Below are 24,818 nucleotides of genomic sequence, written 5' to 3' on the forward strand. Positions count from 1 at the left end.
ACCGCCCAGTCGAGGCCGACCAGGCTCAGTAGGCTTTCAACGAACCCGGTCGTCTGCCGGAGCGCCATGCCGAAAAGGACTTTCATCGTCAGGCATGCCTGGATCGCGGCGTCGCTATAGAGCGGCTGCCGGCCTCGCTTGCCGGTCGGCGGTGGCACCCAGACCATGTCCGGGTCGAACCAGATCGTCAGGGAGCCGCGCTGCTTCAGCGCTTCGTTGTAGGCCGGCCAGTTCTTGGTCTTGTAGCTCGGCGGGATCGGTCTGCTCATGCAGGACAGCTACCACGCTGGATTCACGAGATGAATCCCTCAACCAGCCTTTGCGCAACAAAGCCATTCAACGGGGTTGATGGTCTGCGGCAAACGCACGCCGGGTCGGATCCACCGGGCCAGGGGCTTTCCCTGCGTCGCGGGCCTGGTCTAGGATGCTCGAATGACACAGCTTTCTCTGCACCATATCTCGCTTCCGGTTCGCGATCTTGCCCGGTCAGCAGAATTTTACGACCACGCGCTGGGCCTTCCCAGAGTGGCGCGGCCCGGATTTGGCTTTGACGGGCTATGGTACGGTTGCGGTGACGGACAATTGCACCTGATCGTCAACGCTGGCGGCACTTTTCGCAGTGGGCCGGTTACGGGCAGGGATATTCATTTCGCCGTGTCGACCACGGATTTCGACGGTCTCATCGCCCGGCTTGCAGCGGCGGGTTACAGCGAAAACGCGGCTCCCGACGATCCCAAACGCCTGCGCATCAAGCGCGACAGCGATGCCGGGTTTGCGCAGATTTTCCTGATGGACCCAGACGGGCATCTGGTCGAAATCAACCGCGCGCGCGGTTGAGTTGATGCGGCTCAGTCTGCCGCGCGGCGGATACGATAGTGGGTCTCGGGCGCAAACGCGCCCTCGATCACCGTCTCCTCGCCATCGGCCCAGCGAATGGCGATGCGGCGCCCCTCTGCGGCTTTGCCCAGGCCGAAATGTGCCACAGGCGCGTCAAAAGACATGAACCCGCCGCCCAGTTGCACCTCTTGCATCCGGGTCACACCCAAAGCGTCGGTCACAAGAACCGTCGCGCCGATGCCATCGCGGTTGCCGGCCAGATCCTCGAACGATACCGCCAGCGCGTGGCCGTCTTGCGCATTGTTGCGGAACACCGCCAGCGGGCCGTTCACCGTATAGGTGACGATATCCAGATCGCCGTCCCCATCCATATCGAACTGCGTCGCCGCCGCCGTCATCAGGTAATCCTCAAGCCCAAACGGGCCGGAAGCCTCGGCAAAGCCGCTGCCGGTGTTGTGGTAGAACAGGTTGGACGGGCTGACCTCATTCGGGACCCATGTGCCGTTGACGATATAGACGTCCTGCAATCCGTCCTCGTCGAAATCGGCAATCTTGGTGTCCCAGCTCCAGCCGCCAATCTCCAGTCCCATATCCTTGGCCACATCCGCAAAGCCACCCGCGCCATCGGCGGTCAGCAGGACGTTAAAGCTTTTGATCTGGGGCAGGGCGGCATCGGCCTCTTGTGCGGTGAACGGGCGGGAGGGCAGGAAATGTACGTCGCAATAGGCGCGTGCCTTGTATTGGCCCGCCGGGATCATGCCGCACAGATCCGCGTCCTTGCGCTGAATCGCAAGATCCTTGATCAGCATGGCCTTGCATTCGGCCTGATCGCGTCCGGTCAGATCCTGACAGCGATTGGCATAACTGGGGTCAAAGCTGTTGCCAGACCGATACCACTCTTTGATCGCCATGTTCCGGGCACAGACCGCGCGCTGATCGTCGCGGGTGATGGCATCGCAGTAGTGCTCCAGCGGTTGCATTTTCAGCTTGGCCGACACCCCGGAAGAGCGTCCGGCGATCTGCGCCAGATACAATTCCGGCGCGCCGTCATTGGTCAGATCTGCGGTCTTGATCGCCATTGTTGTTGTGGTGGTGTGAGGGATGATTCCGTCCTGATGGGTGATCGCGCGAAAGCCCCCGGCACCATCGCCCAGATAGTAATAATCCGGCACCTCAAAGTCATTGCCCACCAGCAGATCCGCCTTGCCGTCGCTATTGAGATCCGTGAACAGCATCGACAGCGTCTCACCGGGGATGCCGGGAAGGATGCTGTGCGCCGCGCCGCTCAGTGCGCCGTCCTCGTTCCAGATCACGCGATTGCGCGATTCCTCTCCCGGGACGCGGCGATACCAGCCCGCCGCCCAGTTGCCGACACCAAGGTCGAGGTCGCCGTCCCGGTCCGGGTCGCCAAAGGTCAGCGCCATGCTCAGGGACGCGCCGGGCGTGTTGTCGACCTGTTGCGGCGCACCAAACCCGTCCGGCCCATTCATCAGGGTGAAATTGCCGCGCTGGTAAGTCGCCAGAAACAGGTCGCGCCAGCCGTCGTTGTCAATGTCGACCAGAACGGCGTTGAACACGGGCGCATCGGCCAGCAGGCCAAGGTCAATCTCCGTCGGCGTGAACTGGCCCGCGCCATCATTGGAAAACAGGCGCAAGCCCACCTCGGTCGAAGCAACGGCAAGGTCGATGTCACCGTCGCCGTCGATATCGCCCGACGCAAGGCTGCGCCCCTCCCAGAACGGCGGCCACATGTCGGCCATGGAAAACTCGATCGGCTGGTCCAGCCCGATCTCCCAGCCTTCCAGCCTCGTGAACCCGGCCTCGGCGGCGGGGGAGGGGACCGCAAAGGGACGCGGCTCTACGATGATGCGGGGGGCGTCGGGGGTGGTGACAGTCCAGGGGTCGCCCTCTGCGGCCTCTGCCGCCCAGAATAAATGGGCCTGCGGGGCCTCGCCGGTCAGCATCCGCAATGCGCGATCCGTTTGCCATTCATGATAGTAGTGCGCGCCCGCGCCGGACAGGATGCCCAGCCCCGCAATACTGGCGGCCAGCCAGAGACCCGCGCGCAGCCCGACGGATTGCGCCACGATGAAAAAGGAATAGACGCTGAAGCTGCCCAAGGTGAACAGCAGCGCCATGACATAGCCGTGGCTAAGCCCCAGACCCAACAGCGCGCCGGTCACGACCACGTCAAAGGCGATGGGCACCGGCAGAAACACCCCCACCAGCGCGATCAGCACCAGCACGATCAAACTGAAACTCAGCCCGGTGATCAGATCCTGAGGCAGCAGCGTGGCGACGACCGCCCCCATCATCCCCGCCAGTAGCATCAGTGGCACGGTCATCGTGACGATGTACCAGAGGTTTTTCAGGTAGCTGACCAGCACGTCCCACAGGGCGCGATGCACGCCGGTCAACGGCGCGGGAGGCACGACGGCCACGCGCTGTGCGGGGGAAATTTCCTTTTGCGGCAGGTGGCGGCAGATCAGGGGCACGACCACAAGGATCACCAGCAGGCTGAGCGCGATCTTGGTCAAGGCCATGTAGAACGGCAGCAGGCTGAACAGCATCGTCAGCACCACCACGTTCAGGGTCGGGGAGGCGATCATCGCTGACAGCGTGGTTTCCGCCCGCAGACCGCCGGTATACATGCCGCGCGCGATGGGGGCGGCGCAGTTCACGCAGACCCCCAGCGGTGTGCCGATGGCCAGACCCAGTGCGCTGTTGGCAAAGCCACCGTTGAAGCTCTTGCGCCGCACATAGGGCGCGGCGGTGAGAAACGCGGCGGCAAAGAGCACGCCAAAGGTCATGCCCTTCTTGTTGGTGTTGATCCAGTTGAGCGTTGACCAGAACATCCGCTCTAGCACGGTCATGTCTTCGGTCAGCGGGTACTTCGCCTCAAACCCCAGCGGATCCTCCAGCAGGATGCCGCCCGACATCATCGCCTTTTCATCCAGCGCCGGATAGCGCGATCCGGTCCAGAAAAGATAGGCCAGCACGAACACGATGGTGGATGCGATGGCAAGGCGAAGCCAGTCAGTTCGGGCGATGCTGTCCACGGTGTGTCTTTCCTGGTTTGGTCTGTTTGACGTGGTGGGGCCATGATGCGCCGCCATGGCCGACAAGGCCCAGCGGGCCAAGCATGTCCCGAATGTAAAACGCCCCGCCTGCAGTCTGCAAGCGGGGCGTAGATCAGAAACGCCGCAGCACGGACATGGTCCGGATCAGTCGGCCTTTTCGGTCAATGCAGTCTCCAGAACGTCAATACGCTCGTTCAGCTGCGAGATGTAGATATGCGCGTGCTCCAGTTCGTTCAGCATGCCCAGCACCTTCTGGGTCAAGTCATATTGACCTTTTTCAGCAGTGGGGCCGACGTTGGGCAGATAGCCAAGGTCATACATCATTTCGGCGCGCGTCGAGATCGGCAGGATGTTGTAGTCATCCGCAAAGACCGCGTCACAAGGGGTCGCGCAGCTGCCCGAGGTGGTGATTGTGCCAAGAAGGGTCAGGTTGCCGTTGCTTCTGAGCAGGAATTCAGACGCGCCGCCGTTGGCGTTGATCGCCAGCGCGCTCAGGCCCTTTGCGGTTGCGAAGTCCCAAACATCAGTCGAGTCGATGTTGTCCATCCGGAACAGAACGTCGCCGTTGTTTTGCAGTGTCATAAGCGCCCGAAGAACTGGAGTACCGCTTACTTCGTCAATCAGCAGAGCCGCTGTCCCGTCGGTGCGGCGGACATGCAGCGCGGCAGTTGGATTGCTAGTCCCGAGACCAACCTCGCCGGTGGAATCGATGTAAAGGCTGTCTGCAGGGGCGCCCGGCTTGGCACGGAAGAACAGCCTGCTGCCGTTGGTCACGTCACGGATGAAAAAGTTCGCCTCGTTGGCGGCAATGTCATAGGTCTGGGCGGTGAACCCGTCGCTGCCGTCCTGTTCCAGACGCAGGGTCGGTGTGTTGCCTTCGACGACATGGATGTCCACTACCGGGTTGGCGGTCTTGATGCCGAGATCACCATCGGCCTCGACATAGAGCGAGTTGACAGGCGCGCCTGCCTCGACCCGGAAAGGAATGCGCCCGGCGGTCGAATCCTCGAACGCCAAGTAGTTGCCGCCGCCATTGGACGTGTCGTTGGCAACGATGCGCCAGTCGTTCGTCGGAAAGCTTGCACTGACGGACGTGTCCTGAAAGTGGATGCGAAGGTTGTTTTCCTTCAGTCGCAAGGTGTCAAAGCCAAAGCTTTCGCCGTTGTTGCAGTCGTTGCCGACACACAGGCTGAAGGCGATGATGACATCGTCCAGGTGTTGAATGTCGGCGGAGGCGCTGCTGGACAGCGCAACCCAGGCACCCAGGCCTGCCGCGGCAATCTTCCGCGTCGATTTCATTTTCTTGGCCATGGTCTTTTTCCTCGCGCGCGTTGGGTCGTTTGTTCGGGTCAGTTTTCTTCTTCAGTCATCTCGTCTGGCGTCGTAATGACGCCACGGGATACGACGAATTGTCCTGTCAGGTAAAAGGATTTCGCCGCGGTGTCCGATGCCGCGTCACCGCGACCGTTGTTCTGGGGGTTGACGATTTTGACCCGCTCTTCGGTCGCTGCCGTCAGTTCATAGTTGTAGACGCCATCTGTTGCCTTGGCGCGATCCAGTTCGAAAACCGGTGTTCCCGAGGCGGCAAAGACTGTCGTCATTTCGCCACTGGGCGCAACCACGTCGAGTTCGGCGTTGGTCAGCCCGAACCAGTTCACAAACCAGAAAGCGGTGGAGTTGTGTTGTGCCACCGGATCGGCGGCCTGAACCATGCCCGCCGACAAAGTGAACATGGCGGTCGCAAGGATTCGAAAAGAAATGCCGGCCCGCATAGGGTCTCCCTTGTATCGGGGTAAATCTGTTTGGACACGACTGCTAGAGTCTGTCCCAAAGGTGCGCAATAATGGACCCAAAGATGCCGTCAGGTCAAGTTTGATGCGCGTTTTGCGTGTATCTATTGGCCGCCTTTTTGCCACATGTCCCATTTCGTCTCGGCTCGTGCCTGCGCCTCGTTGATCTGGGCGGCGGTCATTTTCGCGCTCCAATGCGCGCTCAACCCGGCGGTGCCGTCAAAACCGCTGGTGCCAGCCAACACCAGCCACATCTGGCCAAGCACATAGTCCTGTGGAACGCCAAACCCGCGAAAGTACAAAAGTGCCAGATTGGCCATCGCGGGCGCGTGTCCCGCTTCGGCGGCACGTCGCATCATCAGCGCGGCTCGTACATCGCGGCGCGGGTCGCGCTGATCGTTCTCAAGCACCAGATAGGCCACCTGAAATTCGGCCACCGGGTCGCCTGCGCGCGCGGCTTTTTCCAGGACCTTCAACCCGGCTTCGTCGCTTGGCGGCGGCGCAAGCCGGACATCGTAGACCAGGTGATCGGCGTCTTGAGGGTCGGCGCCGCCCTGTCCGCCCCGGCGGTAAAAAAGCGCGGCCAAGTCGTCGCTCTGCGGGACGCCAAAGCCGTTCTCATAGAGCACACCCAGGTTGGTCAGCGCCTCGGGCAGGCCGGTGTCCGCCGCTGCCTTGAACAACTCCGCCGCGCGGTCATAGTTCTTCGGGACACCATCGCCACGCACATAGAGCAACCCAAGATTGTTGAGCGCACGCGCATGACCGGCGTCGGCCGCCCCCTGATACAGGGCCGCCGCTTCGGCGAAATCCTGTTTCACGCCCTTGCCGTTCTGCAAAAGCACCCCAAGGCTGACTGCGGCGTCAAGATGCCCGGCCTCGGCAGCCCGCCGGTAAAGCTCGGCGGCACGGATCAATGCGGGCTCGTCCGTTTGCGTTGTCTCTATCACCAGGGCAAGGTCGTACAGATGGCCGGGGTCGCCGCTTTCCGCCGCGCGTTCCAGCAGGGCAATCGCGCGCGGAATGTCGCGCGGCACACCCAGACCCGCATGATGCAGCCGACCCAGCCGGTTGGCGGCATCCCGGCTACCGGCCTCTGCGGCCCGGTCGTACCACTGCGCGGCACGCGCAAAGTTCTGCACCACGCCATCGCCGTTTTCAAACCGTTCCGCGAGGGTCAGTTGCGCGGTCAGGTCGCCTGCCTCGGCGGCGGCGTGCAGATCGACCTGCGCCAGCGCGGGCGCGGTCGCAATTGCAAGCACGACGGCAAGCGGGCAAAGCAGACTGCGCATGGTCAATTGCCCTCTGGGGCAAGCACACGCAGGGCGTCGGTTTCAAACCATGTGCGGGCCGCCGCCTGAGCTGTGGCAATCTGATCGGATGTCATCAGAGCGCCCAGCACCTCACGTTTTTCCGGCGCATCGGGATGCCCGAGGGTGGCGGCTATATTGTACCACTTGTGCGCCTCGACATAATCCGGTGTGCCGTCATGGTCGCCGCGTGCAAGGATCCCGGCAAGCGTGAATTGGGCCGGGCCGTCGCCAAGGTCGGCCGCCGCGCGCATCAGTGTCAGCGCCTCTTCGTGCCGTGTCATGTCGGTGTCGAACCAGTGCCGCGCCAATGCCGACTGTGCCGGGATGTTCCCGGCCTTGGCCTGTACGTCCAGCCAGTCGATCGCGCCGTCGCGACCCGCCTTTGCGGCAGCCAAGACCCAAGGCACCGCGCGCTGCGGTGCGGCCCGTCCGTCAAGTCGCCCTTCGACGGCCAGCCGCCCCAGTTCAATGCGTGCAAGGCGAGCGTCCGAGGTTTCCAGCGCGCGGGTGTACCAGGACAGCGCGGTGTCGAAATCCTCGTCCACGCCAGAGCCTAGCTCCATCTGCCTGGCCAGCGCGACCATGGCCCGCCCCAGCCCGTGTTCGGCCCCCATACCATACCAGCGCGCTGCCTGTTCCATGTCCTGCGGCACGCCTTCTCCTCGGGCAAAGGCGTAGCCAAGGTTGCTCATCGCTCCGGCGTCGCCGGCCTGCGCGGCCAGCGTCAGCCAGCGCAGCGCTTCTTGCGGGTCGGCGGTCACGCCGTCGCCTTGCAGGTAGCGGGTGCCAAGCATCCGCTGCGCCATGACGTGTCCGGATTCCGCCGCGCGGCGGAACCAGTCCAGCGCCTCGACCCGGTTGGTTACGCCGCTATCGGGATTGTCCAGCAACATGGCCAGCTGGATCTGCGCCTCTGTCAGACCCTCACCTGCTGCAGCGCGCAACCAGCGCAGCCCCTCAACCTGGTCGTTGTTCTCGAACTGAAAAGCGGCAAGCGAGAACTGCGCCATGGCGTGCCGCTGTTCCGCAGCGGCCAGCAACCAGTTGAACGCCGCGTCCTGGTCCTGCTTGACGCCCTGGCCGTTCTGATACAGCAGTCCCAGCAGATATTGCGCGCTGGCATCGCCTCGGGTGGCGGCGCGGGTCAGCAGATCGGCTGCCTTGGCCGCGTCGCGCCCCGGCCCGCCGGGCACATCGCCGAGATAGATCCGGGCCAGCAGGGTTGCGGCCTCGGCGTGGTTCTGTTGCACCGCCTTGTCCAGCCAGAGTGCCGCGCCCGCCGGATCGCGCGGCCCGCCGCGTCCCTCGATCAACACGCGGCCATAACGGTACTGCGCCAGCGCCGTGCCGGTGTCTTCGGCCAGTGCCTTCAGTCCCTGTCGCACAGTGACAAAGTCGCCCTGCGCCCAGGCCCGTTCGATGGCGGCCATTTCCGGCACGTCCAGCGTTTCGGCAGGTGGGTCGGTCACGTCCTGCGCGATCAGCGGCAGCGGGGCAAAGGCGGCGGCCGAGGCCAGCATGAGTGTGGCAAGGGGTCGAAAGAAGGACATCATGGTGGCTCCGGTTCTTCTCGAGCAGAGGGCAGGGCAACGCGCGGTGATCCTAGCGATCCTGACGCGATGCGCGAGGGGGTTGTGCGGTCAGAGCAAGGTTTTTTCAAACAGCCAGAGCAGCGCGGCCGCGCCTGACAGCGCTGTTCCAAACGGCAGGGCAAGGTCGCCTTTCAGTTGGCGGTGCAGGCCAAGGGTGACCGATAGCGCACCTAGGGCTGCGACCAGGACCAACAAAGGCAGGTCAAAAGGGCCAGTCAGCGCGCCCAATCCTGCCATCAATTTCACATCCCCCATCCCCAGTCCCTCTCGTCCGCGCAAGGCCTTGTAGCCAAGGCGCAGGGCCAGGAAACTGCCCGATCCCAACAGGCCACCGGCCAGCGCCTCGACAAACACGCCCTGCGCCAGCGCCGCGCCAAGGCACAACGCGGCCAGCGCAGCGGTCAGCGCATCGGGCAGCCGGAACCAGAGCAGATCGCTGACCGCCAGCGCTAGAAGCAGCCACAGCAGACCGGCGGAACACCAGATCTCCCACGCGGTGCCGCCGCGCAACAGTGCCAAGACCGCCAGCCCCAGTGCCGCCAGCTCCATCAGCCAGAGCCAGCCGGGCAGGGCCACACCGCAATACCGGCAGCGCCCGCGCTGAACCGGGTAGGACAGCAGCGGCACCAAATCGCGCCAACGCAGAGGTGTGTCACAGCTCCGGCAGCGCGACGGTTGAGTAATCACGTCCTCGCCGCGCGGCAGCCGGTCGACCAGCACCGCCAAAAACGATCCGATTGCCGGGGCAAGAAGCAACAGCAAAAGCGTCGGCAAGGCTGTCATGGGCCCCCTTTGCGCCGCCAACTCATTGTCAGGCGGCAATTGTCTGCTTGTTGGTTCTTGTCTAGGATCGTCGCAGAACGTCAAGAGCCCCCGGGGAGCATATGTCACAAACACAACAGGCCGCGCCGCGCCGACCCGCCGACGCAGGCTTTTCGTTGCTCGAACTGATGGTGGTCGTGGTGATCCTGTCGATCCTTGCGCTGGTCATCGTGCCGCGCGTCATCGACCGCCCGGATCAGGCCCGCGCCGCCCGCGCTCAATCGGACATCGCGGCTGTTCAGGCGGCCATCAATCTCTACCGGCTGGACAACTTTCGCTATCCCACAACCGATCAGGGGCTGGAGGCGCTGGTGACGCGCCCCGGCACCGAACCCGTGCCGCAGAACTGGGCATCGGGCGGCTACATGGACCGGGTGCCGCAGGATCCGTGGGGGCGGCCCTATCAATACCTGCAACCGGGGGTTCACGGCGATTTTGACGTCTTTACCTATGGCGCCGACGGGGCACCCGGCGGCACAGGGGCAGACGCGGACATCGGATCGTGGACGCAGGGGTAGCGCCGCGCGAGGCGGGTTTCAGCCTGCTGGAGTTGATGGTTTCGGTTGCCGTGCTGGCTGTGTTGGCGGTGGGGGCAGGGCTGGCCACCGGGTCCGCCGTGTCACCAGCCGCGCGCGATGCGGAACGGTTTCGCCGCGCGCATGATCAGAACTGGGCGCTGGCCATTCTGGGACGAGAGCAGCGCGGCCTGTCCGTCACGCCCGAGGCATTGACCCTGACCCGCAAGGGCGAGGACGGCTGGGACACGGGCGCGCGGCTGTATGACTGGCGGGGGCAAGCGCAGTTTTCGGCATCTGGTCCGCTGCCGGACCCGGGCACGCCGGACATCGTGTTCAGGTCTGACGGCACCGGCACCGCCTTTGCACTGGTCTTCAGCAGCAGACGCGGCGCAGCATGGCGGTGTGCCTCTGACGGGTGGAGCAAGCTGACATGCACCGCCCAGTGACCCCTGCGGCCGACATCCCTCGTGGGTTGACCCTGCTGGAACTGGTGATCGCCATTGCCATCCTGTCATTGGGCACGCTGGCGACACTGAACGCCATTGGACAGGCCCGCACCACGCTGGGCGGGGCAACGCCGCGCCTGTTGGCACAACTGGCGGCAGAGAACCGGGCCGAAGAACTGCACCTGCCCGAAAGCGGCCCGCTGCCATCGACGGTGACCCTTGGTCCCTACAGCTTTGACATTGACACGCGCCTGCGCGCCACTGCCGCAGGATTGACCCGCGCCGATGTCCGCGTGACATCCCGTGGCGGTCCGGGCGCGACACTGGTTACCGTGTTGCCACCGGCGCGGGTGCCGTGATGACGCGGGGCGACAGGGGTCTTTCTCTGCTTGAGCTGGTCGTTGCGATGGCGCTGTTTGCGCTGGTCGCCGTGATGGGGATACAGACCCTCGGCGGAACGATCCGCAGCCGGGACGTGCTGACCGCCCGCGATGATCGGGACCAAAGCCTTGGCGTGACACTTGCGCTGCTCCGATCCGATCTGGACCATGTTGCACCGCTGCTGTTCTTTCCTCCCGACAGCCCGCCGCAATCGGCGTTGTATCAGGTCGCGTCCGAGGGGCGGATTGGTCTGACCATCGCCGCCCCGACCGGGGCCAAGGCACCGTTTCAACGCGCCGAATGGCGGCTGGACCGTGAGGCAGGCGTTCTGTCCCGTCGGTTCTGGCCGGTCACAACCCCGGCCCGTGCTGACCAACGCAGCCCCGAGCGGGCGGTGATGCCGGGCGTTAGTGCCATGCGCCTGCGCAGCTTCTGGACAGGGTACGGCTGGATCGAGGGGACTGGCGCAGACCTTTTCGCCAATGCCCCGCCGCCCTCCGCCGCGGACGGCGACGCCGCCTTTGCGCTGGTCGCCAACACCTATTCCGACACGCTGCCCGCCGCCATCGAGATCACCCTGGTACTGGACGGACTGGGGGACATTCGCCTCATCGAGGTGCTGCAATGAGGGCGCAGCGTGGGTTCATTCTGGTCAATGCGCTGGTTCTGGTGGGCGCGCTGGCAGCGGCGGCGGCGGTGCTGCTGATCCGCGCTGAAATGAGCATTCAGCGACAGGCCGCATGGCAGGGCGCGGCGCAAATTGACGCCTATCTGGACGCGTTCGAGGCGTTGGCAATTGCCGCGCTTGAGGCGGACCCGGCCGGGGGACCGGATACGGCGACCGAAGGCTGGGCGCAGCCGATTGTCGCCGCTGAACTGGACCGTGGGGCCGTCTCCGGGACAATCGAGGATCTGCAAGGGCGCTTCAACGTGAACTGGCTGGCGATCCCGGATGATCTTGCGGCGCAAGAAGGGTTTGCCCGTTTGCTGGCCGGAGTGGGCCTGCCGCAAGAATTAGGTGCACACGTCGCGGGATTTTTGTCTCCGGGCGGGCCTCTGAATGTTGAGGCCTATTCGGGTCTGGACCCCGCGATCCGGCCGCGTGGCGGGCCGCTGCTGGACACCCGGCAACTGCTCGGGATACCAGATCTGTCGCGGGCGCAGTTCGACCGGCTGGAGCCTTTGATCGCCGCGCTGCCCAGCGACACCCGGCTGAACGTCAATACCGCGCCAACCCAGGTGCTGGCTGTCTGGCTGCCCGGTGTAACAGTTGAACGGGCGCAGGGCCTTGTGGCGCGCCGCAGCCGCGCGCCGTTCGTGTCGGTTCAGGATTTCCTGCTGGAACTATCCCCCGCTGTTGCCGCCGAAGTGGATGACACGCGGATTTCCATCGGATCAGAGTGGTTTCTGGCCCGCGCCTCTGCCCGGCTGGACGGGCGGGTTGCCTCGCGACGTGTGGTGTTGTCGCGGCATCCGCTTCCTGTTGGCGTGCTGGTCGACTATCGTTTGCCCGATGGCTGACAAAGCACAAACCAAAACGCCGCCTCCGGACCCCGGATTGGCAACAGCCCCGATCACGGGGCCGGCCCCCCGTGGCCGGTATGTGGCTCTGGTGCCGGGCGAAGCTGTGCCAGTGATGACGCTGGACCTGCCAAAAGGGGTGCGCGGCCGTGCGCGGGAACAGGTGGCCCAGCGGCAACTGGCGGACATGCTGGGCGCGGATTCCGCGACGCTGCAGTTGCGGCCCTTTGCGCCAGAGGGCATGGCCGAAACTTGGTCAAAAGTGATGGTCGCAGAGCGGGGGCAGATCGCGGCCTGGCGCGGGCAGGCCGGTCGGCGCTGTGCTGCGGTGTTGCCCGATTATCTGGCGCTGCCGGTGACCGATGGTGTGTGGACGGTCACGGGCACGCCCGACCGGGTGCGCGTGCGGTTTGGCCCCGGCGATGGGGCGACGACCACAGAGGGCGCTCTCTGCTTGCAGGCGGCGCGGTTGGTCGCAGCGGGCGAGGCCCCCAAACAAGTCTTGCGGTACGGCGCGCCTTTGCCGTCCTTCGAGGGGTGGCTGGAACAGGCGGGTATTCCGCTGGAAACCGATCCGGACAGGGCCGGGTCCGTACCGCTGCGCGCCTTTTCTCGCGGGGAACTGGCGCTGGACCTGCGCGCCGATCCGCAGGCGGCGCGCACGCGTTTGCAGAGGCAGGTCCGGGCGTGGCAATGGCCGGTGCTGACAGGGGCGGTGGCGGCGGCGCTTTGGGCCGCAACGCAACTGACAGTGATCCGGGCTGTTGAAGACGAGACAGCGACCGTGACGGCCCGCGCGCTCCAGGCGACGCGTCAGCATTTTGTCCCCGCCGGGCCGATCCTCGACATCCGGGTGCAGGTGGCGCGGGTACTGGCGGATGAGCGCGCGGCGCTGCGCGCCAGCAGCGATGAGGCCTCGCCGCTGGATCTGTTTGCCGATGCCGCGCCGGTCTTGTCTGGCGCTGGCGCGGACCTGCAATCGGTCGCCTGGGAACCGGCTGGCGGGTTGCGGTTGGTTCTGAAGGCAGATGATTTCGAGGCCGTCGATGCATTGGTCGACGCGCTGGCCGCAGAGGGGCTGCGCGTGACCGTGCGTGATGCACGGCTGGCAGAAGACAGCGGCCGCGTGACAGCCGATCTGGAACTTGGGCTGCCGGAGAACGGCGGATGACGCGCAGGATTGTAGAACAGTTGTTGCGGCTGACCGGGCGGGAACGGGCGCTGTTGCTGGTGATGGTTCTTGTCCTTGCCTGCGGGGCGGCGGCGGGCCTGCTCTGGCCACTGCTAGAGCGGCGCGCAGCGGCGCAGGCGGCGCTGGAAGAGGCGCAGGCCGTCGACATCTGGGTCGCGGCGCGTGTCAGGGATTCCGATGTTTTGCGCTCTGCCACCGGCCCAGGCCCGACGGCGCCCATCGGGCTTGCGGCGGTGCAGCGCAGCCTTGAGGGCGCGGGGCTGATCAAGAACGTGGCGACGCTGTCGGCGCGGCGCGGGGACGGGATCGAAATGCGGTTCAACGCAGTCAGCTTTGACCGGCTGATCGCATGGCTGACCCAGGTCGAGCCGCTCTGGGGCTATCGCTTTGCCGCCTTCCGCATAGAGAAGGGCGCCGAAGACGGGCTTGTTGCGGCGGTGATCGAGGTGGTGCCGCAGGTCGCGGCAGAACGCTGATCCCGGAACCGGATCGCCGGACGCCGCCACAGGTGATAGGATAAGGCCAATCTGATTTGATAAGGCGCGTGTTTTATGGCCACTATTTTTGAGACGACGGATGCTGCGACCGGGTTGGAGACGATCTATTCGCTAACGCTGGGTGACATCTTTGTCGGTTCTGTTGCAGGCAGCGACGAGACCGACAGAACCCTTTTCACACTACAGGCAGGCGTGACCTACAACGTCACGCTCACCGGGTTGTTTGGCGGCGGGTCCACGGGGCGGTTCAGCATCGCCAACTACGACGTCGGTTCGACCTATTGGAGCGCGAGCTATGGCGATGGCACGCTGAATGGAAATATCGCGGGCGTTCAGGTGACAGATATCGGCGGCGCATGGCGGGCCGTGTTTGTTGCGCCGGTGTCGGGCGAATACTCGCTCTTGGTGGATGACAATGGCGACCCGCAGGCTGCCGACTATCGCATGTCCATCAGCGAAGGGGATGGTGCGGCGGTCACGACACATACCGTCACCGACACTAGTGGCAACTTCATATGGGCGCACTACACGGACAGTTTTGATCTCGGCGGCGCCCATGTCCTGCGGGAATTGGACTATGATGACGGCCGCGAGGTGACGACGGTTTTTGCCAACGGACTCAAGCTGTCCTCGACCGTCACGGATGGAAACGACGCCTTTGGTTGGGATGAAATCCAGAGATTCTATGATGTGAAAGATGTCTTGACGAACCAGCGCATCGCCTATGACGACGGGCGCGTCGAGGTGCTGGAATTCGAAGGTGGGCAACGACGGGTGTCGACCATGACAGACGTCGAAAACGCGTTTTCCTGGTCAAGTTATGTGGACAGGTTCGACGCAGCGGGAGCACGGACCTGGCGGTCCATGACACTGGACAACGGCCAGAAAATCGACACGATTGAGGCGCGCGGACCGTTTGGCGGGACGGCTGTCACCGAAACGGTCGATGCGGCGACTGGGCTGGACACGATCTATACCCTGACGCCCGGCGACAGCTTTGCCGGGTCAGTGGCGGGCAGCGACGAGGTCGACCGCCTGCTTGTCACGCTGGAGGCGGGGGAGACCTATACCGTGACCCTGACGGGCCTTTATGGCGGCGGGTCCGGCGGGTCGTTCAGCGTTGCGGCGGCCGATGCCGGTTCGACCTATTGGAGTGTGGCCTACGCCAGCGGTGCCGTGAGCGGCAATATCGCCGGGGTTCAGGTTGTGGACACGGGCGGGGCATGGCGGGCGACCTTTGTTGCGCCGGTCGATGGCGCATACTCGCTGTTCGTTGATGACAATGGCGACGCGCAGGCCGGGGCTTATGACATCGCGATTTTACCCGGAAATGGCACGCCCCATGCGTCGAGAACCGTCACCGACGGCAATGACGATTTCAACTGGCACACCTATACCGATTTTCTGGATGCAGGTGGGGCGCGGGTCTTGCGGTCTATGGTGCAGGACAACGGTCTGCGTCTGGAAAGCGAATACGACGACGGGGACCGGACCCTGCTGCGTGTGACCGACGTCGCTGATACGCTGAACTGGACCCGCTACACCGACACGTTCGATGCCACCGGGGCGGTCACCGCGCGGGTAATGGTGATGGACAATGGGCAGATCGTCGAGACCACCTATGAGGACGGCGTGAGGCGTGAGGTGACTGTCACCGACGCAGGCGACGAATTTGTTTGGCGGACGATAGACACAACATATGATGCCTCTGGTGTCCGTACCTCCCAGACCAACACCTATGACGATGACCGAGTGCTGACCAATGTCTATCAGGGCGGTGTCCTGGCAAACTCGACCATGACCGATCCCGGTGACGCCTACCCATGGCAAAGCTATCAGGACACCTGCAACGCTGCGGGTGAGCGCATCGAGCGGGTGATGCTGATGGATGACGGGTCAGAGATCATCACGTCCTTTGGCGAAGACCCCGGCGTGCTCTAGATCCCGAAAACCCCGTCCGGCAAGGGATGTGCCGGACGGGGCGATAGGTTTAGCTGCGGATGCGCCAGCCCGTCTTGAAGATCCACCAGATCGCAATCATGCAGATCGCCGTAAACCCGGCGATGGCCGCAAGGCTGACCGCGATCGGCACATCCGCAATCCCGAAGAACGACCAGCGGAACCCGGACACCAGGTAGACCACCGGGTTGAAGTAGGCGACCGTCTGCCACGCGGGCGGCAGCATCGAGATCGAGTAGAAACTGCCGCCAAGGAACACCAGCGGGGTCACGATCAACAGGGGCACCAGCTGCAACTGTTCAAAGCTTTTGGCCCAGATGCCGATGATGAACCCCAGCAGGGCAAAGCTGACGCAGGTCAGGACCAGAAAGGCCAGCATGGCGCCGGGGTGCTGGACTTCCAGATCGACGAACAGCGCCGAGGTGCCAAGGATCACCACGCCTATGAACAACGCCTTGGTCGCCGCCGCGCCAACATAGCCCAACACGATTTCCAGGAAATTCACCGGCGCGGACAGCAGTTCGTAGATCGTGCCGATGAACTTGGGAAAGTAGATGGCAAAGCTGGCGTTGGAAATGGCCTGCGTCATGACGGACAGCATCACCAGACCCGGCACGATGAACGCGCCATAGCTAACACCCTCCACCTGATCGATGCGCGACCCGATGGCCGCGCCGAAGACCACGAAGTATAGTGATGTCGACACGACGGGCGAGATAAAGCTTTGCAGGATGGTGCGGAAAAAGCGCAGCATCTCGAACTTGTAGATCGACAGGACTGCGGGGAGATTCATGCTGCGGCCTCCTTTTTCTGATCACCCACAAGCCCGACAAAAATGTCTTCTAGCGAGTTCTGCGCCGTGTGGACGTCGCGCACGTTGCACCCGGATTGCGCCAACATCCCCATCAGCCGCCCGATCCCGGTGCGCTCTGCCCGCGTGTCATAGCTGTAGACGATCTGCGTGCCGTCCCCTGTCAGACGCAGGTCATAGTCCGACAGCGCCTCTGGCAGGGTCTCGATGGGGTCGACCAGGTCGACGGTCAGTTCCTTCTGGCCCATACGCGCCATCAGGCTTGCCTTGTCCTCGACCAGCAGGATTTCGCCCTTGTTGATCACGCCGACGCGGTCGGCCATCGCCTCGGCCTCTTCGATGTAGTGGGTGGTCAGGATGATGGTGACGCCGTCGCGTTGCAACTCGCGCACGGTTTCCCACATGTCGCGGCGCAGTTCCACGTCGACCCCGGCGGTGGGTTCGTCCAGAAACAGCACCCGTGGTTCATGCGCCAACGCCTTGGCGATCAGCACCCGGCGTTTCATGCCGCCCGACAGTTCAATCACCTTGGAGTCGCGCTTGTCCCACAGCGACAGCCGCCGCAGGATGCGTTCCACCAGGGCCTCGTCGCCGCGCTTGCCGAACAGGCCGCGCGAAAAGCGCACGGCGTCAGCGACCTTCTGGAAGGGTTCCAGGTTGATTTCCTGCGGCACCAGACCCACCAGCCTGCGCGCAGCGCGATAGTCGGCTATCACGTCATGACCGCCGACAGCGATGCTGCCGCCGGTGATCCGGGTGATGCCACAGATTGCTGAAATCAGCGTTGTCTTTCCAGCGCCGTTCGGTCCCAACAGGGCCAGGATTTCGCCCTCTTCAATGGCAAGCGAGACGCCCTTGAGCGCCTCGAACCCGTCATCGTATTGTTTCCGCACGTCGCGGATGTCTACCATGGGCATACTTGGCCCTCCTTGTTCGCTGAGGCGCAACCTAACCGTCCGGGCGTGATGTTCAATTGAGCACAAACGCATAGTGACCATGCATGTCGCAAACAGACAGGCAGCCCCGGACGGCGCCCCCTAAGGCCAAGGCATGACCCCCACAAAGCTCAACAGCCCCTCCCTTGGCATCCTGTTCATCTGCATCGGCATTGTCGCCATTTCGGTAAATGACCTGTTGATCAAGGTGTTGTCTGGTGGCTACCCGCTGCACCAGATGATCTTTGCCCGTTCTGCCATCGGGTTGGTGTTCTCCTTCGGCTTTGTCTTTGCCGAAGGCGGGCTGGGTGTCCTGCGGACCAGCACGCCGGGCCTGCACCTGCTGCGCGGGCTATTGGTGGTGCTGTCGAACATGACCTATTTCAGCGCGCTTGCGGTGCTGCCGCTGGGGCAGGCGACGGCGCTGTTCTTTGTCGCGCCTCTGCTGATCACGCTGCTGTCGATCCCCGTTCTGGGGGAAAAGGTGGGGCCATTGCGGATTGGCGCGGTGATTGTCGGCTTCGCAGGCGTGGTCGTGATGCAGGAGCCGTGGAAGGCAGAGGTCTCTGCCTCGCGTTTTGTGCTGCTGCTGCCGGTCATCGCGGCGGCGTTCTACGCGCTGATGCAGGTGCTGACGCGGCGGCTGGGCATGACCACGCGGGCCTCGGCCCTGGCGGTCTATGTGCAGGGGACGTTCCTGATTGTCTCGACGCTGTTCTTTCTGATCGCCGGGGACGGTCGCTTTGCCGAAGGGATAGAGAACGAAAGCCTGATCTTTCTGCTGCGCGCCTGGGTCTGGCCCGCGCCCGGGGACTGGGTGGTGTTTCTGGGGCTGGGATTGTGTTCCGGGGTGGTTGGCTATTGCCTTGCCGCCGCCTACCGGATGGCGGATGCCGCCACGATTGCGCCGTTCGAATACATCGGCTTGCCGCTGGCGATCTTCTGGGGCTGGATGGTGTTCGGCGAGTGGCCGATCCCGGCAACCTGGGCCGGCTGCCTGCTGATCATCGGGGCGGGCGTCTTTGTCTTTCTGCGTGAACAGGCCAAGGCGCAACCGGCACCAGGGCGGCGCTCCCGCTGGGGGCGGCGCTAAAGCGCCTTCAGACGCACCGCGATGCTGGCCTGACGCCCGGCCAGTGACCCCAGCGGGTCCAGTTCCGGGTGCGTGGACAGCACTTGCGCCATGGATGCCTGCGCGTGTTCAAGATGCATCTTTCCGGCCTGTGTCTTGCCCTCTGCCAGCGCCTCAAGACCCAGTTCGTGCCGGGCCGTGGCCGCCACCGCCAGTGCCGCTGCACTGGCCGCGCCGTCGCTGGCCATCGACATCGCCTCGGCCATCTGGGCGGCCTGGGCATAGTTGCCCGCACGCAACAGGCTGTGGGCATATTCCAGCTGGATGCGGGGCAGGAACGGGCCCGCGCTGGTCATCAGCCGGGCATATTGCCGGTTCGCTTGGCTGTATTCGCCCTCTTCCAGCGCCGACCGCGCCACAACATAATTCTTGCGAAAGCCCGAAGACGTGCTTTCCGCGGTGCCACAGGCCGCAAGGGGCAACAGCACACCAAGCGCCATAGACGCCAGCATCACGCGTTTGGGGGTCATCTGCTCTGTCCTCATTGTCGTCGCCAAGGTTTGCCTTGATCACCGCGCATGATACCACCGGACAGGGGGCGGCGTCCACGAAAACCCAAGACCGCCCGTGGGATAGGATGGAGAGCGTGATGCGCTGGCTTGCCTGGCTGTTGACGCCATTGACCCTTGCCGCCGCCATCTGGGCCGGTCAGGGGCTATATCGCGCGCTCGAAAACCCGCTGCCAGAGGCGGCGGCGCTGGCCCCTGCGCCTGCGGATGATACGCTTGCGCTGGATATTCCCGAACCGCGACCGCCGGTCCGTTGGCCATCGTTGTTTGGCAGCTATCAGCCACCTGAACCGCAACCGCCGCGCCCGCCCGTTCCGGTACATCAAGAACCGCCGCGCCCGCCTGCGCCACCGCTGGACAGCCTTGGTTTCGCGCTCAAAGGGGTGGTCAGCGATGGGGACACACGCTGGGCCATCATCTCTCATCCGACAGGTGAACGGCTGATCCGCGTCGGTGACACCCTTGCCGACAATGTCATCGTGACCGGGATAGAAACCGGGGGCCTGCGCGTGGACAATCACGGCGAGGATGCCTTTCTGGCCTTTCGCGACTGACCGCCTGCGCCGAACGATTCGCCCAGGGGGAGACAAGCCCTTTGTTTGGCTGTATGTTGTGCGCAACGACCGTGAAACACGCGGCGCATGACATGATCGAGAGGGCACGAAAGTGCGGGCAGGAACTTTGACCGATTTGAGCGGACCCGCGCGGATTCGCGCATGGTGTCTGGCAGGTATCATCGGAATTCTAATAGTGTTGCCGGGGCTTGTCCGGGCGCAAGGGGCGTTGGATTTGCGCGATGCCGACCTGCGCAGCTTTGTTGAGATCGTCTCAGAGGCGACGGGGCGCAACTTTGTCATTGATCCGGGCGTGCGGGGTACTGTCACTGTGCTGGCCCCGGAAAACGTGACCTCTGCCGCGCTGTATGAGATCTTTCTCAACGTGCTGGAGGTCAATCGCCTGACCATTGTGCAGGGCGTCGACGCGGATCGGATTGTTCCGTTGAACACCGCGCGGGAACTGGCTCCAGGTGGTGCCGGGACGGGTCTCTATGAGACTCGTGTCATCCATGTGCAACACATTCCCGTCTCCGAGGTGGTCGATGTGGTGCGCCCGCTGCTGCCGTCCGAGGCGGTGATTTCCACCGTGCCCAATGCGCGGCTGATCATCCTGTCGGACCGGTCCGGCAATCATCGCCGCATCCAGACCCTGATTTCCCAGCTCGACCAGCCGCGCTCTGAGCCGATCGAGATGATCCGCCTGCGCAACGCCGACGCGCGTGAAGTGTTGCAGGTGATCCAGTCCATGGGAATCGTGCCCGACGGCGCCAGCGTCAGTGTCGATGCGCGGTCCAACGCGCTGTTGGTGCTGGGGCCGCGGGATCTGCGCGAACAGATCCGCATCCTGTCTGGGCGTCTGGACGCGCAGCAGAACAACCAGCAAAGCCGCGTGGTCCAGATCAATTATGCGCAGGCGGCGACGCTGGCGGATGTGGTGTTGCGCAGCTTTCAGGGCGCGGACAGCGGCGGCACTGGTGGCCAGATCCGCATCGTGCCAGAGCCGGGCACCAACTCGCTGCTGATTTCCGCGCCTGCCGACCGGATGCAGGACATCGTCATCATGGTGCAGCATCTGGACCGCCGCCCGACACAGGTGTTGGTCGAGGCGGTGATCTTTGAGATGTCGGTGGATGGCTTTTCCGATCTGTCGGTGCAGTTCGGCGCGATCCTCAATGATGCGATCATTGGCGGGGTGCAGTTCGCGCTGGAAGGGCGGCCCAGCCTGACCAGCCTTGTGTCCACCGTTCTGAACGGAGACGTGGCCAACCCCGGCAACGGCGGTGTGATCGGCGGGCGGGCGGGCGACAACAGCACCGGGATTGCGGGGCTGTTGACGGCCATCGCGGAGACCCGCAGCACGCGGCTGTTGTCGACGCCGTCGATCTTGACGCTGAACGGGCAGGAGGCAGAGATCGTCGTGGCCCAGAACGTGCCCTTTGTGACCGGGCAGTTCAGCCAGGTGGGTCAGGGCGCGGTGTCGGAGCCGTTCCAGACCATCGAACGGCAGGACGTGGGCCTGACGCTGAACGTGACGCCGCAGATCAATGCGGATGGGACCGTGCGCATGGTGATCAAGCAAGAGGTGTCGAACCTGACCAATGCGGTCTCTTCGGCGGGCGGAGAGATCACCGCCAAGCGGGCGCTGTCGACCACGGTTCTGGTGCGCGACGGCAATGTGATCATGCTGGGCGGGCTGTTGGAAAACGGCTTTGGCTCCAGCTCGCAGCGGGTGCCGGGGATTTCCAAGCTGCCCATCGTGGGCGGGCTGTTCCGGGGCAAATCCGGGACCAAGAACCAGCGGGTCTTGCTGGTGCTGTTGCGGCCCCGGATCGTGACCTCTGACAAGGAGGCGACGCGTCTGACGCGTGAGCTGACGCGAGAGGCGAAGAAGGCGAGCCTTGCGATCCAGCCTGAGGATAGCACGCGATTTCCGCAGACGCCTTTGGGGACGCTGCCCTTTGATGGGGCAGACCTGAACCAGCCGTTTGACGCGACCTTTATCGATCGCGCGGCAGAGACGAAAAACTATCCGCCGCTGCCCAGCCGGTTGAAGTTTTCAAAGTGACCCCTGACGTGTTGTCCACGCGTGGACAGCAAGCCGGGTGTGAAAAATCAATGGGTTACAGAGACGATTTTACAAAGTCTTAGGGTTTGCGCCCGCGCTGGACCGCAGGTCGGGTGCGGCAATAGCCCCCCTCAGGCGGCGTCTGTCACCTGTCCGGACAGGCGCGCGCGCAAGGGCGCCGGGACCATCCGGGCCGCGCTGATGCGGGGCAGGGGCATTTCCGGGATCGACGCCTCAACGCCGTAAAGCGCAAGGTATTCGGCGTGATTGTCAAAGCTGCTGCGCGCGACGTAGTCGATATAGGTTTCCGCTGCCGCGCCATTGGCGAGGATCACGTCATGCGCTGCTGTCTCGATATGGTAGACGGTAAAACAGTCGGAGAGATCGGACAGGGGAACCCAGTCGATACCGTGCCCGTTCACCAGCGCAGAGGCATTTATCACAAGACCGTCCAGCACCATGCCGTGGTCGGCGGTGACCGTCAGGTCGGACGCGGGCAGCCCGCCCCCCAACGCGCCTTTGCGGATGCGGACCAGCCGCGCCCGGTCACCGCGGAACTGCTTGAGGATCGTCTGACGCCCGATCCATTTGACAGCCACCTGCCGGCCGTCCGCTGTCAGGATCAGATCGCCGATGTGCAGATCCTCGACCGTGCGGTCGTGGATTGGGGTCGCGATCTGTGTGCCCGTGGCAAAGCAGGTGGTGAAATCGCTGGTGTTCAGAGTGTTGAGGTCGATGCTGGCAGGCAAGGTCACGTTTGCCGGATCCACGTTCTCGGACAGGATCAGGATGCGTTGACTGGAGGGGACGGTGCTCATCTCGGCAACCATCGCCACGGTGGTCGCGCCACCGGCCAAGGTCAGCTCCACCGTCCCCAGAAAGGTTGCGGTGACTGTGTTTGAATTGATGTCATCCCCGACCTCAAAGGTCGTGTCGGCCTCCAGATCGTCATAGGTATAGGTCGGCGAGAAGTCCTGACTCAGGAAGTTGTAGGTTGTGCCGGAGTCGAATTCATAGCGGAAATAACTGCTTGCGGTATAGGTGGCCATGTTCTTTCCCGAAACAAAGGGTTTTGGGTTTGATTTGTCTTGTCTGGCACCGGGTTTGCGCCGCGACACACGCCCCGAAGAAATGCGCGGGACACATACGCCCCGCACCAACGATTAGTCTTTGATTAACCTTTTGTTAACTTTTCGCCTGACGCCAAAAGAGTCAAGCCCTCGCGCGTCCGAGGGCCTGAGATCAACGTCACAGATCGCGCGAATGTCGTGCGCGGGTGGGAGGGAGCCGCGCCTAGGCGGCGGTTGTCACCCGACCTGACAGGCGGTTCCGCAGAGATGCCGGAACCAGCCGGGCGGAACTGATCCGAGGCAGGGGCATCTCTGGAATTGCGGTTTCGGTGCCATAAAGCGCGAGGTATTCGGCGTGATTGTCGAAACTGCTGCGCGCGACGTAGTCGATATAGGTTTCCGCTGCCGCGCCATTGGCGAGGATCACGTCATGCGCCGCGGTTTCGACATGGTAATAGGCGATTGTCTGGCCATAGCGCCGCCAGTCGACCCACTGCACCGAGGTGCCGTTCACAAGCGCACCCGCCGTGATGACCAGTCCGTCCAGCACCATGCCGTGATCGGCGGTGACGGTCAGATCGCTGTTTGGCACGCCGTCGCCAAAGGCCCCCGCGCGAATGCGCACCGGCTCTAGCCGGTCGGCGGGTTTGAACATCGGGCTGATGCTGGTGCGGCCAATCCATTTCACCGGCACGCTGCGCCCGTCTGCCGTGGTCACGAGGTCGCCGATGTCCAGCTGCTCAACCGCGCGTTCGCCGGTGGGCGTGGCGATGCCGGTGCCTGCGGCGAAACAGAGGGTGAAGTTGAAATTCAGAGAGTCGGTGTCAAAGCCGCCGAAGGTGCTGTTGCCCTGCACGGTGCCGGAATGGCTGTTGAGGCCGCTGGCCTGTACCTGCGCCGCCGTGACGGTATAGGTGAATGTCCCGTCGGCGGCGTTGAGGTTGAACGTCCCGGGAAACGACCCTGACGGTGTGAAGCCGTAGCTGCTGTCACTTCCCCCATCGACAAACTCGAAGTCGCCGGTGAAGACAAACGTCGGACCTACGACGCTGAAATCGACATCGTAGGTATAGGTGTCGTCGGTCGGACCTTCTGTCGTCGTGCTGGACGCCGCGACGGAGGGGCTGGTGAGTTGCATGGAGCCAACGGAACCCATGGGTTTATTCCTTATGAAATGGTGTCAAATTCGCGGGCCGGGATGCGGTGGCTTGTCCACCTGTCCGGGCCGTCGCGGCGAAATTCGGTGACGTGTTTCAGAACGCCGGGGGAGGCAAAGCGCGGAAACCTGGCGGTCAGGTGGTCCGGTCCCAGCGTTTTGAGAAAGGTCTTTGTCAGTCTCGCGCCAAGGTTCGACCCCGGGTAGGGGGCGATCAGTTCCATGATCCAGGCCTGTTTGCCCGAGGCCCAGTCGCGCGGGGCGATCATCTGGCCGTTGATCAGCTTTGCCTCGGCCTCTGGTGACAGGAAGGCCCATGTGATCGCGGCGCGGGGCACGCCCTCGATGTTGCGGACGTGGTAGAACCGCAGGTCAACGGGCGGCTGGATCAGCAGGCGGATGTCGCTGAGGGCGATGCGGTCATATTTTGCAGCACGCATGTAGAGGAATGAGATCGCGCCATAGGCAGCGATCTGGTCCTGATCCGGGTATTCCGGTTTCGGCCCGTCCATTCCGGTCTTGGTCGATGTCATGCCTGTCTGCGCCCCGCTCTGGTCCATAAGGTTAACGGCAGTCCGGTTTGTCAAGCATTGCAAGCGGTTGGGAAAGACCGTTGCGGTGGCGGTGGTGTTGAG

The 24,818-nt window shown here is 63.7% G+C and carries 25 protein-coding genes; 12 read left to right on the forward strand and 13 right to left on the reverse strand.

Annotation, left to right across the window (positions count from 1 at the left end; translation table 11 throughout):
- Positions 1 to 269: transposase (locus tag CHB90_RS15850; protein ID WP_170941086.1), on the reverse strand; the 269-nt coding region annotated here is incomplete at its 3' end.
- Between the two features lie 163 nt (positions 270 to 432).
- Here CHB90_RS15850 and CHB90_RS15855 point away from each other — a divergent pair.
- Positions 433 to 837 carry a VOC family protein gene (locus tag CHB90_RS15855; protein WP_089278842.1) on the forward strand — a complete coding sequence of 135 codons (405 nt, stop codon included), beginning with the start codon at positions 433 to 435 and terminating at the stop codon, positions 835 to 837.
- Positions 838 to 848: 11 nt separating this feature from the next.
- Here CHB90_RS15855 and CHB90_RS15860 read toward each other — a convergent pair whose 3' ends face one another.
- The 6 genes from CHB90_RS15860 to CHB90_RS15885 form a co-directional block, all read right to left on the reverse strand.
- Positions 849 to 3,896 carry an FG-GAP-like repeat-containing protein gene (locus CHB90_RS15860; protein WP_245823265.1) on the reverse strand — a complete coding sequence of 1,016 codons (3,048 nt, stop codon included), beginning with the start codon at positions 3,894 to 3,896 and terminating at the stop codon, positions 849 to 851.
- A gap of 165 nt (positions 3,897 to 4,061) precedes the next feature.
- Entirely contained in the window at positions 4,062 to 5,228 is a 1,167-nt protein-coding gene (locus tag CHB90_RS15865) for a hypothetical protein (RefSeq protein WP_089278843.1), read from the reverse strand.
- A 38-nt stretch (positions 5,229 to 5,266) separates the two neighbouring features.
- The gene (locus CHB90_RS15870) at positions 5,267 to 5,689 is read right to left on the reverse strand and encodes a hypothetical protein (protein WP_089278844.1); all 423 of its coding nucleotides are present in this window, start codon (positions 5,687 to 5,689) and stop codon (positions 5,267 to 5,269) included.
- Positions 5,690 to 5,811: 122 nt separating this feature from the next.
- Positions 5,812 to 6,999 carry an SEL1-like repeat protein gene (locus tag CHB90_RS15875; RefSeq protein WP_089278845.1) on the reverse strand — a complete coding sequence of 396 codons (1,188 nt, stop codon included), beginning with the start codon at positions 6,997 to 6,999 and terminating at the stop codon, positions 5,812 to 5,814.
- Between the two features lie 2 nt (positions 7,000 to 7,001).
- Positions 7,002 to 8,570, reverse strand: coding sequence for a tetratricopeptide repeat protein (locus CHB90_RS15880; protein WP_212591609.1), 1,569 nt, complete (start codon positions 8,568 to 8,570; stop codon positions 7,002 to 7,004).
- 90 nt (positions 8,571 to 8,660) lie between these two features.
- Complete coding sequence (locus CHB90_RS15885; RefSeq protein WP_089278847.1) at positions 8,661 to 9,395, reverse strand: prepilin peptidase; 735 nt, start codon at positions 9,393 to 9,395, stop codon at positions 8,661 to 8,663.
- 101 nt (positions 9,396 to 9,496) lie between these two features.
- Between CHB90_RS15885 and gspG the strand changes: the two genes are divergently transcribed.
- The 8 genes from gspG (at position 9,497) to CHB90_RS15925 (ending at position 15,930) form a co-directional block, all read left to right on the forward strand.
- Entirely contained in the window at positions 9,497 to 9,952 is a 456-nt protein-coding gene (gene gspG / locus CHB90_RS15890) for a type II secretion system major pseudopilin GspG (RefSeq protein ID WP_089278848.1), read from the forward strand.
- A complete protein-coding gene (locus CHB90_RS15895) occupies positions 9,937 to 10,398 on the forward strand; it encodes a type II secretion system protein (protein ID WP_089278849.1) in 462 nt (153 codons plus the stop codon). The genes gspG and CHB90_RS15895 overlap by 16 nt, the downstream gene beginning before the upstream one ends.
- A complete protein-coding gene (locus CHB90_RS15900) occupies positions 10,383 to 10,757 on the forward strand; it encodes a type IV pilus modification PilV family protein (RefSeq protein ID WP_089278876.1) in 375 nt (124 codons plus the stop codon). Before CHB90_RS15895 ends, CHB90_RS15900 begins: the two co-directional genes overlap by 16 nt.
- Positions 10,757 to 11,407: a type II secretion system protein GspJ gene (locus CHB90_RS15905; RefSeq protein WP_089278877.1), complete on the forward strand. Its 651-nt coding sequence runs from the start codon at positions 10,757 to 10,759 to the stop codon at positions 11,405 to 11,407. Before CHB90_RS15900 ends, CHB90_RS15905 begins: the two co-directional genes overlap by 1 nt.
- A complete protein-coding gene (gene gspK, locus CHB90_RS15910) occupies positions 11,404 to 12,300 on the forward strand; it encodes a type II secretion system minor pseudopilin GspK (RefSeq protein WP_089278850.1) in 897 nt (298 codons plus the stop codon). The genes CHB90_RS15905 and gspK overlap by 4 nt, the downstream gene beginning before the upstream one ends.
- 37 nt (positions 12,301 to 12,337) lie before the next feature.
- Complete coding sequence (gene gspL / locus CHB90_RS15915) at positions 12,338 to 13,471, forward strand: type II secretion system protein GspL (protein ID WP_170941087.1); 1,134 nt, start codon at positions 12,338 to 12,340, stop codon at positions 13,469 to 13,471.
- Positions 13,468 to 13,968, forward strand: a complete 501-nt coding sequence (gene gspM / locus CHB90_RS15920; RefSeq protein WP_089278852.1) for a type II secretion system protein GspM — start codon at positions 13,468 to 13,470, stop codon at positions 13,966 to 13,968. Before gspL ends, gspM begins: the two co-directional genes overlap by 4 nt.
- Before the next feature lie 75 nt (positions 13,969 to 14,043).
- Positions 14,044 to 15,930: a hypothetical protein gene (locus tag CHB90_RS15925; protein ID WP_089278853.1), complete on the forward strand. Its 1,887-nt coding sequence runs from the start codon at positions 14,044 to 14,046 to the stop codon at positions 15,928 to 15,930.
- A gap of 49 nt (positions 15,931 to 15,979) precedes the next feature.
- Here CHB90_RS15925 and CHB90_RS15930 read toward each other — a convergent pair whose 3' ends face one another.
- Both CHB90_RS15930 and CHB90_RS15935 read right to left on the reverse strand, forming a co-directional pair.
- A complete protein-coding gene (locus CHB90_RS15930) occupies positions 15,980 to 16,741 on the reverse strand; it encodes an ABC transporter permease (RefSeq protein ID WP_089278854.1) in 762 nt (253 codons plus the stop codon).
- Positions 16,738 to 17,676, reverse strand: a complete 939-nt coding sequence (locus CHB90_RS15935; protein WP_089278855.1) for an ABC transporter ATP-binding protein — start codon at positions 17,674 to 17,676, stop codon at positions 16,738 to 16,740. The genes CHB90_RS15930 and CHB90_RS15935 overlap by 4 nt, the downstream gene beginning before the upstream one ends.
- A 133-nt stretch (positions 17,677 to 17,809) precedes the next feature.
- On the opposite strand from CHB90_RS15935, the gene CHB90_RS15940 reads away from it, so the two are divergent.
- The gene (locus CHB90_RS15940; RefSeq protein WP_089278856.1) at positions 17,810 to 18,787 is read left to right on the forward strand and encodes a DMT family transporter; all 978 of its coding nucleotides are present in this window, start codon (positions 17,810 to 17,812) and stop codon (positions 18,785 to 18,787) included.
- Here CHB90_RS15940 and CHB90_RS15945 read toward each other — a convergent pair.
- On the reverse strand, positions 18,784 to 19,296 hold the full coding sequence (locus CHB90_RS15945) for an outer membrane protein assembly factor BamD (protein ID WP_089278857.1): 513 nt from the start codon (positions 19,294 to 19,296) through the stop codon (positions 18,784 to 18,786). The two genes, CHB90_RS15940 and CHB90_RS15945, sit on opposite strands and share 4 nt — an antisense overlap.
- 119 nt (positions 19,297 to 19,415) lie before the next feature.
- Between CHB90_RS15945 and CHB90_RS15950 the strand changes: the two genes are divergently transcribed.
- Positions 19,416 to 19,889 (forward strand): type II secretion system protein N, encoded by a 474-nt coding sequence (locus CHB90_RS15950; protein ID WP_141135903.1) that lies wholly within the window; start codon positions 19,416 to 19,418, stop codon positions 19,887 to 19,889.
- Between the two features lie 235 nt (positions 19,890 to 20,124).
- Positions 20,125 to 21,957, forward strand: coding sequence for a type II secretion system secretin GspD (gene gspD, locus CHB90_RS15955; protein ID WP_245823266.1), 1,833 nt, complete (start codon positions 20,125 to 20,127; stop codon positions 21,955 to 21,957).
- Positions 21,958 to 22,088: 131 nt separating this feature from the next.
- On the opposite strand, the gene CHB90_RS15960 is transcribed toward gspD, so the two are convergent.
- The 3 genes from CHB90_RS15960 to CHB90_RS15970 form a co-directional block, all read right to left on the reverse strand.
- Entirely contained in the window at positions 22,089 to 23,006 is a 918-nt protein-coding gene (locus tag CHB90_RS15960) for a Hint domain-containing protein (protein WP_245823267.1), read from the reverse strand.
- A 244-nt stretch (positions 23,007 to 23,250) separates the two neighbouring features.
- Complete coding sequence (locus CHB90_RS15965) at positions 23,251 to 24,183, reverse strand: Hint domain-containing protein (RefSeq protein WP_245823268.1); 933 nt, start codon at positions 24,181 to 24,183, stop codon at positions 23,251 to 23,253.
- Positions 24,184 to 24,194: 11 nt separating this feature from the next.
- Entirely contained in the window at positions 24,195 to 24,716 is a 522-nt protein-coding gene (locus tag CHB90_RS15970) for a toxin-activating lysine-acyltransferase (RefSeq protein ID WP_170941088.1), read from the reverse strand.
- Positions 24,717 to 24,818 lie beyond the last annotated feature (102 nt).

This window comes from Antarctobacter heliothermus (genome assembly GCF_900188425.1).
Classification (GTDB): Bacteria; Pseudomonadota; Alphaproteobacteria; order Rhodobacterales; family Rhodobacteraceae; genus Antarctobacter; species Antarctobacter heliothermus.